Here is a 14866-nt window from a genome sequence, read left to right as displayed (position 1 = left end):
GTCCGCTCAGCCGGGCGGCACGACCTCCAGGCGGAGCCGGTCAAGCGGACTTGGCGTATTGCTGATGGTCTTTGTGGCGACTTGGGTATAGCGCGCCGTGCTCTGCAGACTGGCATGGCCGAGCAGCACCTGGATGATGCGCACGTCGGCCCCGTTCTCCAGGAGATGGGTCGCGAATGTGTGCCGCAGCGTATGCACTGTCACCGACTTGCTCAAGCCGGCCGCCGTACAGGCTGAACGGCAGGCGGCGTGCAGCACGTTAGGGACGAGCGGACGCTCGTCGTCGCGGCCGGGAAATAGCCATCGTTTGGGCCGAGTGAGCCGCCAATACGTCCGCAGAATCCTCAAAAGCTGCGGCGAGAGCATAACGTAACGGTCCTTGCCGCCCTTGCCGTGCTCGACCCGGATCAACATCCGCTGGCTATCAATGTCGACAACCTTCAAGAGGACCACTTCCGATACGCGCAAGCCTGCGGCATAGACGGTGGTCAGCGCGGTACGGCTCTTGAGGCTTGGGATTGCTTCCAGGAAGCGCACGACCTCGTCGGCGCTCAGCACCACCGGCAGTTTGCGCGGTTTACGCGCATAGGCGATGCGCTCCGGAACGGTGTCATGACCCAGCGTCACACCGTAGAAAAACCGCAGTGCGCAGACGATCTGGTTCAGCGCCGGCCAGGACATCCCCGTCGCAACCAGATGAACCTGGAAAGCACGGATATCCTCCAGGTCGAGGCGGTCAGGAGAACGACCGAAATATCGGCTCAACTTCGCTACGGCGTTGAGGTAGGATTGCTGCGTCGCCGGTGACAGATTGCGGACCGTCATGTCCTCGATCATGCGGCGGCGAAGTGGGCTGATCTCAGCCATCGGAAAACCTCCTGTCTAAAGGGTTGGGCTTCGAAAACCCGCAATCCTCTCAGACAGGAGGCAATCCTTGCTATGCCTCCCTACATGCCGCGCCAGCGGCTTCGTTCAATCGCGCAACACCAAGCGCGAGGTGATGGATGCTTCCGTTGTCGTGGTTCGTGGTCGCCGTGGTGGCGTTTGCCGGCGTGCTCAATGCGGTCATCTGACGTTTGAATTGAGGCGTTCAGCCTCGCCGTGCTGCAATCGCCAAAATGTGGGACTTCTCAGGTATCAAATGATCGTCGAAGCTACTTCATGGGCGTGTTTTCATTTGCCATTATGGGCGTGCTCCATTTCTGAGAAGCATATCCCCCGAGTTGATATTAGTTGATTCACATCAATTGGTGTGGACCTGGGCGAATGTGCCGGCGCGGTCCTTGGCGCCCCCAGTTTGATCTCGGTCAATTTGGATCAGAATATTTTCGCTTAGCTTTGGCACGACGAGGGAGCAAGTCGATGCAAGGCACGATGAAAGCTGCCGTGGTGCGGAGTTTCGGCAAGCCGCTTGCAATCGAGGACGTTCCGATTCCTGCGCCCGGGCCGGGAGAGGTCCTGGTGAAGGTAAGGGCTTGCGGAGTTTGCCATACCGATCTGCACGCGGCTTCCGGAGACTGGCCGGTCAAGCCGGTGCCTCCGTTTATTCCAGGGCACGAGGTCGCCGGAACCGTGGCCATGCTCGGCCCGGCGGTCGACACTCTCAAGGTTGGCGACCCGGTCGGCGTTGCCTGGCTTCATGATGCCTGTATGCGCTGCGAATATTGCGAGGTCGGCTGGGAGACATTGTGCGAGCACCAGCACAACACTGGCTACAGCGTTAACGGCGGCTTTGCCGAATACGTTATCGCGTCGGCCGCGTTCGTCGCGCGTTTGCCGCCAAAGGTGAACTTTGCGGCCATCGCGCCAATCCTGTGCGCGGGCGTCACCACATACAAGGGATTGAAGGAGACCGAGGCCAGACCCGGCGAGTGGGTCGTGATTTTTGGCGTGGGTGGGCTTGGTCACATCGCCATCCAATATGCTCTGGCGATGGGGCTGAAGGTCATCGGCGTCGACATCGCGGAAAGCAAGCTCGAGTTGGCGCGCAAAAGCGGAGCCACTTACGCCATCAATGCTCTTGCGAAGGAAGCTTTGGACGACGTCTTGGCAGCGACCGGAGGGGGTGCGCATGGTGTGCTGGTCACTGCGGTGTCGCCGCCTGCCTTTGCCCAGGCCTTGCGAATGGTAAGGCGAAAAGGCACAGTCAGTCTGGTCGGCCTACCGCCGGGCGAATTCCCCACCCCCATTTTTGACGTTGTTCTCAGGCGTGTCACCGTGCGTGGCTCGATCGTCGGCAACCGGCGCGACCTCGACGAGGCGATCGCGTTCGCTGCCGACGGTAAGGTGCGAGCCGAATTCGCAACCGCGCCGCTTAGCGAAATCAACGCGGTCTTCGACCGTATGAAATCCGGACAAATTGATGGGCGGATCGTGTTGGATTTCGGCTGAGGAGGGCAACTGTTTCGCGTGAAGGGGAGGACGAACGATGATGTCCGTGCGGAGTAAGCTCCGATGAAAAAATCCATCTCTCCAAACAATGCCGCCGCAATGATCCCCGACGGCGCAACGCTCATGATCGGGGGCTTCATGGGTGTCGGTTCGCCGCACCGGCTCATTGATGCCCTTGTCGCGGCCGCCAAACGAAATCTCACCGTGATCGCGAATGACACCGCACGTCCCGGCGTTGGCATCGGAAAGATGATTGCCGCCGGGCTCGTCCGACGTGTCATCGCATCACACATCGGTCTCAACCCGCTGACCCAGAAGGGCATGCTCAGCCACGAGATCGAAGTTGAGCTGGTTCCCCAGGGGACGCTCGCCGAGCGCATCCGGGCCGGCGGTTTCGGGCTGGGTGGTGTTCTGACAAAGACGGGGCTCGGAACCTTGGCCGCTCAAGGGCAGCGCGTCATAGAAATCGACGGCCAGCAGTGGCTTTATGCCTCGCCGCTTCGAGCCGATTTTGCGCTGATCCATGCCGACCGAGCCGATCACGGAGGCAACCTCGCCTATCAGCTCACCGCGACGAATTTCAATCCCGTGATGGCTCTGGCGGCCGGCACGGTGATCTGCGAGCCGCGCGAGATCGTCCCGGTGGGCGTGATCGCGCCCGATGCTGTCGCCACCCCCGGTGTCGTCGTCGACCTGCTCATCGAAAGAATTGCCACATGATGACTCCCCAGGAAGTGATCCAACGCCGGGTTGCGCTTGAGTTGCACGACGGCAATCTTGTCAATCTCGGCATCGGTCTTCCGACCGGGGTTGCGCGCTATGTACCGTTCGGCTCGGGTATCCTGTTCCAGTCTGAGAACGGGATTGTCGGCATGGGCGCGCGTCCTCCGGAAGGTATGGAGGATGAAGATCTCATCGATGCCGGCGGAGGATTTGTCATGGCCGTGCCTGGCGCGGCCACGGTGGACAGCACACTCTCGTTCGGGCTGATCCGAGGCGGTCATCTCGACGTGACGGTACTGGGAGGCCTGCAAGTCGACCAGCGCGGCTACCTCGCCAACTGGATGGTGCCAGGCAAGATGGTGCCTGGGATGGGTGGGGCAATGGATCTTGTGTCCGGGGCACAGCGCGTAATTGTAGCAATGCAGCACACGGCGAACGGCATCTCGAAAATCGTCCCCGAATGCAACTTACCTATAACCGCAATGCGGCCCGTCACTTTGATCGTCACCGAGCTTGCGGTTATCGAACCGACCGATTCAGGGCTTTGCTTGCGCGAGCGTGCCAACGGCGTCGATGTCGAGACGATCCGAAAATCGACTTTGGCCCGGCTGATTATCCCAGAGGTGGTGCCGGAAATGCCCATCCTCAGTTGAGTCCTTGCGGCGCTCACCGTTAGAGACAGTCACTGGCGCGTTTTTCAGCGCCGGATTGACGCCGGCAAGCTGCGGCTGTTTGCGTCCGCGCGAACGGTGGAGGCGGCCGAGCAGGTGATGCAGCGAATTGTGGAGACGTCAGCAGTTCGATTTGAAGAAACGGCCCAAGATGGCCCAGAGCTCGGATACAATGCGCGAGTTCACCCAAATCTGTCGCGCCAAACTCCGCGGCTGAGAGGCGACGAGACCGGGATCAATAGTCTCACCAGCGGTGGTCGATCCAGCCGGGCTGTGAAGGTCGTGTCGGCGCGGGTCGGGCCCAGCTGACTTCGCGCATTCCGGCGGCTTGCCTCTGGGGCGGCGGCCTCCATTGGGCGAAGCTGTCGCGGCTGCGGGCGTTCTGCAGGCCGAAGTTCGTCCACGACCAGTCGAATCCGCGCGCATACGGTCGCTGTGCATAGGCGGGCTGTGGTCGCCTGTTCCGAAGGCGGGTCGATCTGCCGGGTGGCTTTAGCTTTGTCTCTACCTTGCGCACGTCACCTGGATCCTTTGCGATGGATGCAGGACCGTCGAGAGCAGCATTGTGCCCCTCCTGCGACGCCAGCGCCCCGAGGGGGTTCGCGACCGTCTGTGATGGCGGCGCGGGCAGCATCACGGGCTGGCCGGTGTCGATGATGATGGCTCCCGGTGCCTTCAGCTCGGAGTAGATCCGAATCTTGGGACGCGGTGCCGCGGAACCCCCGCGCTCGACGGCCGCTTGGCGCGGGGCAAGCGCGTCGAGGGCAAAGAGCAGCGCGAGCAACCCTCCGCCAACCAGCATGAAATACCGCTTCAGCGGTATCACATTGTCGATCAGGCCGCGCTGGCGACTGAGCGTCCTGCTCACATTGCACCGTCCCTTGCACTGGAACGCGGGTGGCAGCCGGGTGGACTGTGAGGCGGCCTCTCGCGTCCTCGCGGACTTCATGCGTAGGTCCACTGCGCTTACCGTCGTCGGCCCCGGAGCCGCCGAACCGGATCAACTCAGCACAATCGCGCATGAATTCACATTCTGCGCAGTTCAAGCTGAATCAGCATTGACCTTAATCAACAAGCACGAGGCCAAGCTGCGCTACTTTTGGCCATCTTCAATGCGGAGGGCATCCAATGCCAAATGATGCATCGGCGGTACCCACCTTTTCGTTCTCGCCTCCCGAATGGCTAAAGCCGTTCAACGGCAGCGCAAAGATCGCCTACGGCGCGATATCGAAGGAGGTCTGGGGATTCACTGCCTCCCGCCTTCAGGAGCAGGCTGACTATTTGAAGAAGCTCGCCGAGTGCGATGACGCGGCCGAGGCGATCAAGTGCCATTTTGAGTTTGCGCAGCAATCCTGGTCGCGCTCGGTCGGCGACGTCGTCAAGGCGTTCGAGCATCTGCGAACGCCCTCGGCGGAGTGAGCATGCGTCTGCTGCGCACTGAAGGAGGTGGACTCCTACGGAGGGGCGGCGCGGCCCGCCCGGCTTGAGGGGGAGGAGCATGCTTTATACGATCGTGTTTGAAAGCAGAGCGACGCGCGCCCTGTCGGCGGCGGATGCGAAGAGCGCACGGCAGGCGCTTGCGCTGGCGGATGCTCTTCGGCTCTTAGGAGAAATAAAGTACATCAAATCGCCTCAGGAAGGCGAATTCGGGCTCGAGATGCTTCGGCTGCTGGCCAAAGAGGAGGGCGAGGAAGTGCCGATGGCCCCAAGATGAGCTGCGGTCCTGGTGCGCAAAACCGGAGGCTCATGCAGCGGCGAAGGGACCTCCCGGAAAATCGATCAGCGGCCATCAACCACTGAAGATCATGCGATTGCGGAGACCGGAAAGCTGAGCTTCGAGGCCGCGTGCCACGCGGAGATCGCGGCCGAATGACCGGTCAAGCGTGTGCCAGAGGCGGAGAAGATCATGGCGCGCTAGTTCACGATCTCAGGTGTCATGCACCCAAGCGAGGGCATTGCGATGGATATGACCGAAAGAGTGGTGCCGATAGCCGAGGCCCATGAGGCCACGGCAATGCCGGTGGTCGGTCGTCCGCGAGCAGCGGCGACCCCCGCGGCCGAGGTCCGCAACGCCGCCACTGCGCAGCCCGTACAATTGCCCGCGGCAGCCGGGAGAACCAGGATCTCGCCGGCGAAGCCCCCATGGTCGCTCGCCAGCGGCCAGGGTGCGCTCAGCCTGGACCGGGCTTTCAAGGCACAACTCGCGCGGCTCACCTTTGGGCTGAGCCCCGCAGTGCTGGCGGAGCAGACCTTCGACTGGATGGTGCATCTGGCGATTTCGCCGGGAAAGCGGCTCCAGCTCGCGGAAGACGCGCTGCGCAACGCTGCGCGATTGGGTCTTTATGCAGGTGAGAGCGCGGTAAAGCCCGGCACCCCACCGTGCGTCGAGCCGAGGCCGACTGATCGCCGCTTCGCGGCGGAGGCGTGGCAACGCTGGCCGTTCAACCTGATCTACCAGGCGTTTCTGCTGAACCAGCAATGGTGGAACGATGCGACCACCGGGATTGAGGGCGTCTCGCGGCGCAATGAGCGAAGTCTGTCATTCACGGTCAGGCAGGCCCTCGACATCGCATCGCCATCCAATTTCATCCTGACCAATCCGGAGATCGCGCAGGTCACTATTGAGCAAGGCGGGCGCAATCTCCTTAAGGGGCTGCAGAACCTCGTCGAGGACTGCGAGAGGACGATCACGGGCCAGGCACCAAGCGGGGCCGATCAGTTCATAGTGGGGCAAAACGTCGCAATCACGCCGGGCAAGGTGGTGCTGCAGAACCGGCTGATGGAGCTGATCCAGTATGCGCCGTCGACCGAACAGGTGCACGCCGAGCCCGTTCTGATCGTGCCCGCGTGGATTATGAAGTACTACATTCTCGATCTTTCGCCGCAGAATTCGCTGGTCAAGTACCTGGTCGACCAGAGGCATACGGTCTTCATGATCTCCTGGAAGAACCCGGGTCCCGATGATCGCGACCTGGGCATGGATGATTACCGGAAGCTCGGGGTGATGGCGGCGCTGGACGCGATCGCCGCGATAGCTCCCGGACGCAAGGTGCATGCTGCCGGCTATTGCCTCGGCGGCACAATGCTGACGATCGCCGCGGCGACGATGGGACGCGACCTCGACGAACGTCTGGCGTCGATGACGCTGTTTGCCGCCCAGGCCGACTTCACCGAGGCGGGCGAACTCATGCTCTTCATCAACGAGAGCCAGATCTCCTACCTCGAGAACTTGATGTGGGACCGCGGGTATCTCGACCCCTACGAGATGGCCGGCGCCTTCAACATCATCCGCTCCAATGATCTCGTCTGGTCGCGGGTCATTCGCGAATACCTGATGGGCGGCCGGCAGCCGATCAACGACCTGATGGCCTGGAATGCGGATACGACGCGGCTGCCCTACCGCATGCATTCGGAATATCTGCGTCAGCTGTTCCTCAACAACGACCTAGCGGAAGGCCGGTATTGCGTCGAGGGCCGCCCAATCTCCATCGCGGACATTCGAATCCCCACTTTCGCGGTGGGCACCGCGGCCGACCATGTCGCGCCTTGGCGCTCGGTGTTCAAGACGCATCTGGCACTGCCGGGCGAGCTCGCCTTCGTGTTGACCAGCGGCGGCCACAATGCTGGCATCGTCAGCGAACCCGGGCATCCAGGGCGCACCTATCAGTTCCACGTCCACCAGCCGAACGACCGCTATGTCGATCCCGACACTTGGCGCAGGGAGACCCCCGTGCTCAAGGGCTCCTGGTGGCCGGAGTGGCATCGCTGGCTGGCGCGCCACTCAAGCGGGCGAACCGCGCCGCCGCCGGTCGGAGCGCCGGACAACGGATATCCGGTACGCGGCGATGCTCCGGGCCTTTATGTGCGTCAGTCCTGACCCGCCAATCCCGTGGAGAGCCTCATGCAGGCCGACGTCATTGAGAACCGGACCTTCGACGAAATCGCCATCGGCGAAAGCGCAGCTCTGACGCGGACGCTGTCCAAGGACGACATCGCCCTGTTCGCGGTGATGTCCGGTGACGTCAATCCGGCGCATCTGGATCAGCCCTATGCGGAAACCAGCACCTTTCACCGCGTCATCGCCCATGGCATGTGGGGCGGAGCGCTGATTTCCGCGGTGCTGGGCACGCGTCTTCCCGGCGCAGGCACGATCTACCTTGCGCAGGATCTGCGCTTCCGTAAGCCGGTCGGCCTCGGCGACACCATCACCGTCACCGTGACCGCCAGGGAGAAGCGCCCCGAAAAGCACATCGTCGTTTTCGACTGCCGCTGCGTGAATCAGAACCAGGACGAGGTGATTACGGGCACCGCCCAGGTCATCGCCCCGACGGATAAGATCCGTCGGCCGGCCGTCCCGCTTCCGGAAGTCCAGATCAGGCGTCACGACCGATACGATGAACTGTTCGCGCACTGCGCCGGCCTGGAGCCGGTTCGGACCGCCGTCGTCTATCCCTGTGACCGGAGTTCGCTGGAGGGCGCCGTGTGCGCTGGGGAGGGGCGGCTCATCACGCCCATCCTCGTCGGACCGGAGCGAACGATCCGGTCGCTCGCCGAGGCGGAGAAGATCGACCTCGCTGGGTGCGAAATCGTCGATGTCGGGCATGCCGCGGCTGCGGCCGCCGCCGGCGTCGAATTGGCGCGCGCGAGCAAGGTGGAGGCGGTGATGAAGGGCAGCCTGCGCGCCGACGAATTGATGCATGCGGTCGTGGCGGCAGGCACGGGTCTGCGGACCGAACGGCGAATGAGCCACGCCTTTGTCATGGACGTGCCGAATTATGCGACGCCTCTCATCGTGACCGATGCGGCCATCAACATCTCGCCGAGCCTGATCGAGAAACGCGACATCTGCCAAAACGCGATCGAACTTGCGAATGTGCTACGCTTCGAGGAGCCGAGGGTCGCGATCCTGTCGGCGATCGAGCACATCACGAAGAAGATCCCCTCGACTCTGGAAGCTGCGGCTCTGGCCAAGATGGCTCAGCGCGGTCAGATCTCGGGTGGTCTGGTCGACGGCCCCCTTGCGTTCGACAGCGCCGTCAGCACGGAGGCCGCCCGGCAGGCGCAGATCACATCTCGCATTGCGGGCAGGGCGAACATCCTGCTGGTCCCGGACATCGAATCCGGAAACATGCTCGTCAAGCAGCTCACGTTCATGTCCGGTGCCGACGGCGCGGGAATCGTCCTCGGAGCGCGCGTTCCCATCATGATGACCAGCCCGGCCGACAAACTGCGGACGCGTCTGGCGTCCGCCGCGGTGGCCGTCCTTGTCGCGGATGCTTGGCGCCGATCCAGCCTGCCCGCGTCGGCAGCGGCTTCGATGGCTTGATACAGGAGGCAGACATGGTCGAGTTTTCCGCGCGTCCGCTCGCCGGCAAGAAGGGCATCGTTCTCGGCATCGCCAATGAGCATTCGATCGCGTTTGGCTGTGCTCAGGCTTTTCGCGGGCTGGGCGCCGATCTTGCAATCACCTATTCGGTCGAGAAGGCAAAGCCATTCGTCGAGCCGCTCGCAAGGGCGCTCCAGGCTCCGATCTTCCTGCCCTGCGACGTCACCGGACCGGGCCAGCTGGAGAGCGTGTTTCAGGCCGTCGAGCAGACTTGGGGAAAGCTCGATTTTGCGCTCCATTCGATCGCCTCGGCCCCGAAGCAGGATCTCCACAGTCCGCTGTCGAACTGCTCCCGCGAAGGCTTTCTGCAGGCCATGAATGTGTCCTGCTACTCCTTCATCCGCATGGCGCATCTTGCGGCTCCGTTGATGCGTGACGGAGGCACGATCCTCACCATGACCTATTATGGCGCAGAGAAGGTGATCGACAACTATAACGTGATGGGGCCGGTGAAAGCGGCGCTCGAGAGTTCGGTGCGCTACCTCGCCAACGAGCTCGGACCGAAGCGGATCCGCGTGCATGCCATCTCGCCCGGACCCATCAAGACACGCGCAGCATCCGGGATCGCGCACTTCGACGAATTGCTGGAACGTGCCGCGCAACGCGCGCCTGCGCGAGACCTAGTGTCCGTCGACGACGTCGGCGCGACCACGGCATTTCTCGCCACCGACTATGCGAGGCTGATGACCGGGGAGGTTATCTACGTCGATGGCGGCTACCATATCGTCGGATAGCTGCGCACGCAGTGTCGAGCCGCGCGAACCGTCGGCCTTCGCGTCGCGGCAGCACCGCGGTCGTTTATGTCTGCGTCGGCGTGATTGTTACGCGATGGACTTCCATCTTTTGACCGATACCCTTCAGGTTCTCGTAGTTGCGCGACACCGAGCGTGAATTGACGATGTCGCTGACCCCCGGCGCCTCCATGACCGTTGCACTGATGCAAACTTCGTTGACGTCGGCGAGACCTTGCACGCGTGCGGCGATATTCACGTCCTGTCCGAAATAGTCGATCCGGTCGTTGAGGTTCACCGCAATCGCCCGCCCCCTATGGACGCCGACCTTGAGGCCCAGCGGCCGCGAAGCGGTCCGGTTGAATCTGGACAGTTCTTCGATCATCTCGATGGAGGCGCAAACGGCATCCTGGGGACGCTCGAACCCCGCCATGACCGCGTCGCCGATCGTCTTGATGATGGTGCCGGATCGTTCCCGGATGATCGTGTTCAAGATCTCGAAGTGTTGACGAACCAAAAAATATGCATTCACGTCACCCACGCTTTCATACAGCGGAGTCGACTGCTTCAGATCGGTGAACAGGAAAGTCATATCTGAGACTTTGATGCTCTCGCCCTCATCAACAAGCTGCGCCTTGTAGAGTTCGCGGAAACTCGGGGTGAGCAGCAACCGCTTGCCGGAAAGAAACGGCTCATATTCGACCAGATGGGGCTCGAAACCTGGGGGATACTGGACGAACCAGAAGCGACCGCGATCGTCACTGCGGTTGTCGATCCGGATGGTGTGCTTGCCTGGGCTGAGATCGGCCGTCTGCCGGAACGAAAAGCGTCCGTCGCCGAGGACCATGTCTCTCGGTGCCGTGGGCCGGTCCGGTAGCACAAGGCGGCCCGACTCGAGCTGGACCAGCGTCCCCTGCGGTTCTGCCGGCTCCCCGCCCGCGAAGAAGACTAAAAGAAGTTTATGGCAGAGGTCCAGCACCTCGAAACGGCCAGCCGTGACATCGAAGTCGAAGCTGCGGTGCTCATGGGCCTGGATATCGGCGAACCCTCGTGAGAGCGCAGCAACGAGCTGCTGGTGCGTCATCCCGTGCGGAGCGATGAAGCCCTTGGAAAAGTTGTAGCGCAGATAGAAATCCTCGACAGACAACATTTCGGGATGGCGGAATATGATGTCGCGCACGCCACTCGAGACCGTAAAGGTGACCTGAATGTAGTCGTCCAGCGACACATCGTTGATCGCGTCGCAGAACGCGCACTGAAAGCGTGGATGGACCTGATCGAGCTCGCGAAAGCTGCCCGCGACCTGCGGGCAATAGGCGCAGATGAGCAGCCAGTCCATGTCGAACAGGCCCACCTTGGCGGTGTGCACGAACAGCTCTATCGCGTCCGCCTCGGACAGGCCGACGAGGCGGCCGTATTGGATAGGGTTGACGCGAAAGAGATCATAGTCGTCGGCAGTACGGATGAAGTGTTCGAGCTCCGAGAGGACATTCGGCGCCCAGCTTCTTACCGATCCGAGCGCGCCGAGGCGCTGGCTCAGGAGGCTCTCGTTGACCGGAGACAGGACACTCATCTCAAGCACCCCCTTTTTGATGGGCCGACTACGCTATCGGTCTCCCTCCGCGACGGACGGCACCATCGCCTCGTCCGGATCGATGGCCCCCAAGCTCTCGACGATCTCGAAACGGCCGTTCTTCGCCTGGGCGATATACATGTTCATGCGGACGTGGTGCTGGCCCGGAACCATTTCCGCCGGACCGCCCGGCCCCTCGGCGATCCCGGCGTGATCGAGCGCCGCAATGACGTCCTCCCGTCCCGGCGCCGGTCCCATGCCCGTCCGCGATGTGACCGTTCCCGCCCGCCTGCTCGCCGAGCGCAAACAGCAGGAGGCGCAGGACCTGACACGGCGCGCCACGCGATGTTCGACGGATTTCGCTGGACACCGGCACGTCCGGCCGGCCCCCCAGAGAAGGACGCCCGGCCGGATTGCTGAGGCATCAGTTGTTCGCGCCGGCTCGCGCGTGCCGGACGACCTGATGCTCCTCACTGGAGAGATGTACCGGCCCGACTTTGACGGTGAGCTTGTCAATCTTACCGGTGAAGCGGAATGGCACCTGATAGTCCTTATCGTCAACGGGGGTACGTGTATCGACACCCACGTCGAAGGTTTCGTCGATAGACATGATGAATGGAAGGGTGTGCGGGACGTTGTTGGTCGCGACCTCCTTACCGTCCACGTTCAGGATGCCCGTGCCACCCTTGCCGAAGCCGGGTCCATCGTATTTGAAATCGAACACGATGGTGTGCTTGCCCGGCGTGAGCGCGTCCTTGCCTTCCCAGCGGAAGCGTTCGAGGTCGGCTAAATTATAGACGAAAACCGGCTTGCTCTTGAGCAGATACAGTCCGTAGCCACCGAAACGGCCGCCGAGGGTGACGATCATCCCTTCGCTGCTATCCTGCGCGCCCGTACGCCCAACCGTCGAAGCAGAACTGCCCGGAATGTCCACTTCGGCGGTGATTGTGTAGGACCTATTCAGGATGCTGGGTGCATCGCTTGTTGGGATCCCCGACAACTCACCTGAGTAGGTGAAAATGTCCCGACCGGCGGTCGCGCTTGGCCTTGGCGCTACGACGCGCGAAAGGACCGAGTTGTCCAGCGGAAACACGTTGTATTTCGTCGCCTCCACCATGAACAGCTCCTGCAACTCGCGCAGCTTGTCAGGCATTTTTGCAGCGAGGTCATTGCTCTCCGAGTAGTCCTCCGCAATGTTGTAGAGTTCCCATTTGTAACCATTGACGACATCCTCGGGCATCTTGGCTGTCCCCAAGAGCCAAGGCGGCGCAGGTGGCGTTGTCGCAGCGATCCAGCCGTCGTGATAGATGGCGCGGTTGGCGAACATCTCGAAATACTGCGTTGTTCGCGCGGACGGCACGTTGGCACTCGACTTGTCGAAGGTGTAGGTCATGCTGACACCTTCAATCGGCTTTTGCGCGATGCCGTTGACCATCAACGGCGCGGTAATGCCGGTTGCCTCCAGGATGGTCGGCACGATGTCAATCATGTGGTGGAACTGGGTGCGGATGCCCCCCGCATCCTTGATACGGTTCGGCCAACAGATCGCCATGCCCTGCCGGGTGCCGCCGAAGTGCGACGCGACCTGCTTCGTCCACTTGAATGGCGTGTCGAAGGCCCATGACCAGGCCACCGCCATGTGCGGATAGGTCGCTGCCGAGCCCCAGGCGTCGTATGCCTTCAACTGCTCGGCAATGGGAAGGTCCAATATGCCGTTGTACGCCGTGTATTGGTTCGGTGTCCCGCGCACAGTGCCTTCAGGGCTCGTCCCGTTGTCACCGCTGATGTAGATGATCAGCGTGTTGTCGAGCTTGCCTTGGTCCTGCACTTCCTGGATCACGCGACCGATCTCGTGGTCGGTGTAGGCGACATAACCGGCGTACACCTCAGCTTGCCGTGCGAACAGCTTCTTTTCATCGGCAGTTAAAGTCTCCCACATCTGCAGGTCGTCAGGCCATGCCGTGAGCTGCGTGTTCTCGGGGACTACACCAAGCCGCTTTTGATTGGCGAAGATTTGATCGCGCAGGGCGTTCCAGCCCATGTCAAACTTGCCCTTGAACTTGTCGATCCATTCCTTGGTCGGTTGGTGCGGCGAATGGGTGCCGCCGGGCACGTAATAAAGGAAGAACGGCTGATCCGGAGCGGCGGCATTGAGCTGTCGCAGGTGCGCGATGGCTTCATCCGCCATATCCGTTGTCAGATTGTAGCCGGGCTTGCCAATCCAGGGGAAAACCTGGGTGGTGTTCTTGAACAGATACGGCGTCCACTGGTCCGTCTCGCCGCCGAGGAAGCCGTAGAAATAGTCGAAACCCATGCCGATGGGCCATTGGTCGAACGGTCCCGACGCGCCGTACTGATAGCTCGGCGTGTTGTGGTTCTTGCCGAACCAGGAGGTGGCGAACCCGTTCTGCTTCAGGATCGTTCCAATAGTGGCACTCTCTGGTCCGATGATGCTGTCGTAACCCGGATAGCCGGTTGCCTGTTCCGAGATGATGCCGAACCCAACCGAATGATGATTGCGGCCGGTGATCAGCGCCGCGCGTGTCGGCGAGCATAGGGCCGTGGAGTGAAACTGGGTATAGCGCAGACCCATCTCCGCAATGCGATCCATCGCTGGCGTCGGGACGACGCCTCCAAAGGTCCCGGAAACTCCGTAACCCTGATCATCGGTCATGATCAGGAGCACGTTGGGCGCCCCTTTGGGCGGCACCACCCGTGCAGGCCAATATGGTTTCGATTGGCTGGCCTGCAGATTGATCACGCCGCCGAACTTCGGCGGTGGCGACGGAAGATATTTTCCGTCAATCGTCGTCGTAGCGCCGGGCGAGCCTGGTGTGCCGGTTGTTTGCTGCGCGAGGCTGGTTGTTCCCAGTGCGCACAGCAAATAAGCGGCGGAGAGTGTGGTGCCGCAAAGCAGCAGTAAGTTGCGGCGGCTTAGAAAGCGGCTTTCTGGCTTCGGGCTATTGTCGTCCTGACGGGTACGCGCCATTGGAAGCTCCCTCTTGGAGACATCAGAACCCTGTGGGCGCGTACCCCAGACACAATGCCGCAACGCATCGTTGATCTAGATCAACAGTCCGCCTACGGGCCTGAAAGCTCGGCTTCGGGTCAAACGTCAGCGCTGCACTGAGCTGGTTCTGGTCTTCCGCCGATAGCCGACATGTACGCGGTGATCGCGCTGCTGCTGCTCGTCGCGCGTGGTCTAGGCGCGGTCAGTCTCGCGACACTCACTCTGCTCGGCCCCGTATATGGGCTTCCATCTGCCGTGCAAGAAAACTTCCAATGAGACAATACTGACCGCAAGAGGATGGAAGGGTTCGCGGGCTTCGTCGAGGCGCTGGTAGCTCGGGCGCTTGCCGAAAGGGCACCCAGGCGCTCGGACGAGTGATGT

13 protein-coding genes and 1 pseudogene are annotated in these 14866 nt (G+C 61.8%); 9 read left to right on the top strand and 5 right to left on the bottom strand.

The window, feature by feature from the left end:
- Positions 1–6: 6 nt before the first annotated feature.
- Positions 7–867 (bottom strand): tyrosine-type recombinase/integrase, encoded by an 861-nt coding sequence (locus ACNJYB_RS40035; protein WP_439368084.1) that lies wholly within the window; start codon positions 865–867, stop codon positions 7–9.
- Between the two features lie 495 nt (positions 868–1362).
- Here ACNJYB_RS40035 and adhP point away from each other — a divergent pair, with 495 nt between their 5' ends.
- The 3 genes from adhP (at position 1363) to ACNJYB_RS40020 (ending at position 3767) form a co-directional block, all read left to right on the top strand.
- Positions 1363–2391: an alcohol dehydrogenase AdhP gene (adhP, locus tag ACNJYB_RS40030; protein ID WP_439372058.1), complete on the top strand. Its 1029-nt coding sequence runs from the start codon at positions 1363–1365 to the stop codon at positions 2389–2391.
- A 63-nt stretch (positions 2392–2454) separates the two neighbouring features.
- Positions 2455–3111, top strand: coding sequence for a CoA transferase subunit A (locus ACNJYB_RS40025; protein WP_439372057.1), 657 nt, complete (start codon positions 2455–2457; stop codon positions 3109–3111).
- Positions 3111–3767, top strand: a complete 657-nt coding sequence (locus ACNJYB_RS40020) for a 3-oxoacid CoA-transferase subunit B (protein ID WP_439375762.1) — start codon at positions 3111–3113, stop codon at positions 3765–3767. The genes ACNJYB_RS40025 and ACNJYB_RS40020 overlap by 1 nt, the downstream gene beginning before the upstream one ends.
- Positions 3768–4029: 262 nt before the next feature.
- Here ACNJYB_RS40020 and ACNJYB_RS40015 read toward each other — a convergent pair whose 3' ends face one another.
- Complete coding sequence (locus ACNJYB_RS40015) at positions 4030–4653, bottom strand: hypothetical protein (protein ID WP_439372055.1); 624 nt, start codon at positions 4651–4653, stop codon at positions 4030–4032.
- Between the two features lie 260 nt (positions 4654–4913).
- On the opposite strand from ACNJYB_RS40015, the gene ACNJYB_RS40010 reads away from it, so the two are divergent.
- From ACNJYB_RS40010 to fabI, 5 genes are all read left to right on the top strand, one after another.
- Positions 4914–5204 carry a phasin family protein gene (locus ACNJYB_RS40010; RefSeq protein ID WP_439372054.1) on the top strand — a complete coding sequence of 97 codons (291 nt, stop codon included), beginning with the start codon at positions 4914–4916 and terminating at the stop codon, positions 5202–5204.
- 79 nt (positions 5205–5283) lie between these two features.
- A complete protein-coding gene (locus ACNJYB_RS40005) occupies positions 5284–5499 on the top strand; it encodes a hypothetical protein (protein ID WP_439372053.1) in 216 nt (71 codons plus the stop codon).
- 246 nt (positions 5500–5745) lie between these two features.
- Positions 5746–7662: a PHA/PHB synthase family protein gene (locus tag ACNJYB_RS40000; protein WP_439372051.1), complete on the top strand. Its 1917-nt coding sequence runs from the start codon at positions 5746–5748 to the stop codon at positions 7660–7662.
- A 24-nt stretch (positions 7663–7686) separates the two neighbouring features.
- Positions 7687–9111, top strand: a complete 1425-nt coding sequence (locus tag ACNJYB_RS39995) for a bifunctional enoyl-CoA hydratase/phosphate acetyltransferase (RefSeq protein ID WP_439372049.1) — start codon at positions 7687–7689, stop codon at positions 9109–9111.
- Between the two features lie 14 nt (positions 9112–9125).
- The gene (gene fabI, locus ACNJYB_RS39990) at positions 9126–9905 is read left to right on the top strand and encodes an enoyl-ACP reductase FabI (RefSeq protein WP_439372047.1); all 780 of its coding nucleotides are present in this window, start codon (positions 9126–9128) and stop codon (positions 9903–9905) included.
- Between the two features lie 64 nt (positions 9906–9969).
- Here fabI and ACNJYB_RS39985 read toward each other — a convergent pair whose 3' ends face one another.
- The 3 genes and pseudogenes from ACNJYB_RS39985 to ACNJYB_RS39975 form a co-directional block, all read right to left on the bottom strand.
- Positions 9970–11475 carry a DUF5939 domain-containing protein gene (locus ACNJYB_RS39985; RefSeq protein ID WP_439372046.1) on the bottom strand — a complete coding sequence of 502 codons (1506 nt, stop codon included), beginning with the start codon at positions 11473–11475 and terminating at the stop codon, positions 9970–9972.
- A gap of 33 nt (positions 11476–11508) precedes the next feature.
- Positions 11509–11715: pseudogene (locus ACNJYB_RS39980) on the bottom strand (ABC transporter substrate-binding protein); the annotation flags it as partial.
- Positions 11716–11899: 184 nt separating this feature from the next.
- A complete protein-coding gene (locus tag ACNJYB_RS39975) occupies positions 11900–14464 on the bottom strand; it encodes an arylsulfatase (protein ID WP_439372044.1) in 2565 nt (854 codons plus the stop codon).
- A 171-nt stretch (positions 14465–14635) separates the two neighbouring features.
- Here ACNJYB_RS39975 and ACNJYB_RS39970 point away from each other — a divergent pair, with 171 nt between their 5' ends.
- Positions 14636–14761, top strand: a complete 126-nt coding sequence (locus tag ACNJYB_RS39970) for a hypothetical protein (RefSeq protein WP_439372042.1) — start codon at positions 14636–14638, stop codon at positions 14759–14761.
- Positions 14762–14866 lie beyond the last annotated feature (105 nt).

It is taken from the genome of Bradyrhizobium sp. SMVTL-02, assembly GCF_051853005.1.
Classification (GTDB): Bacteria; Pseudomonadota; Alphaproteobacteria; order Rhizobiales; family Xanthobacteraceae; genus Bradyrhizobium.
The sequence above is the reverse complement of the archived record's forward strand: the minus strand, read 5'-3'. Positions and strand labels throughout refer to the sequence as shown.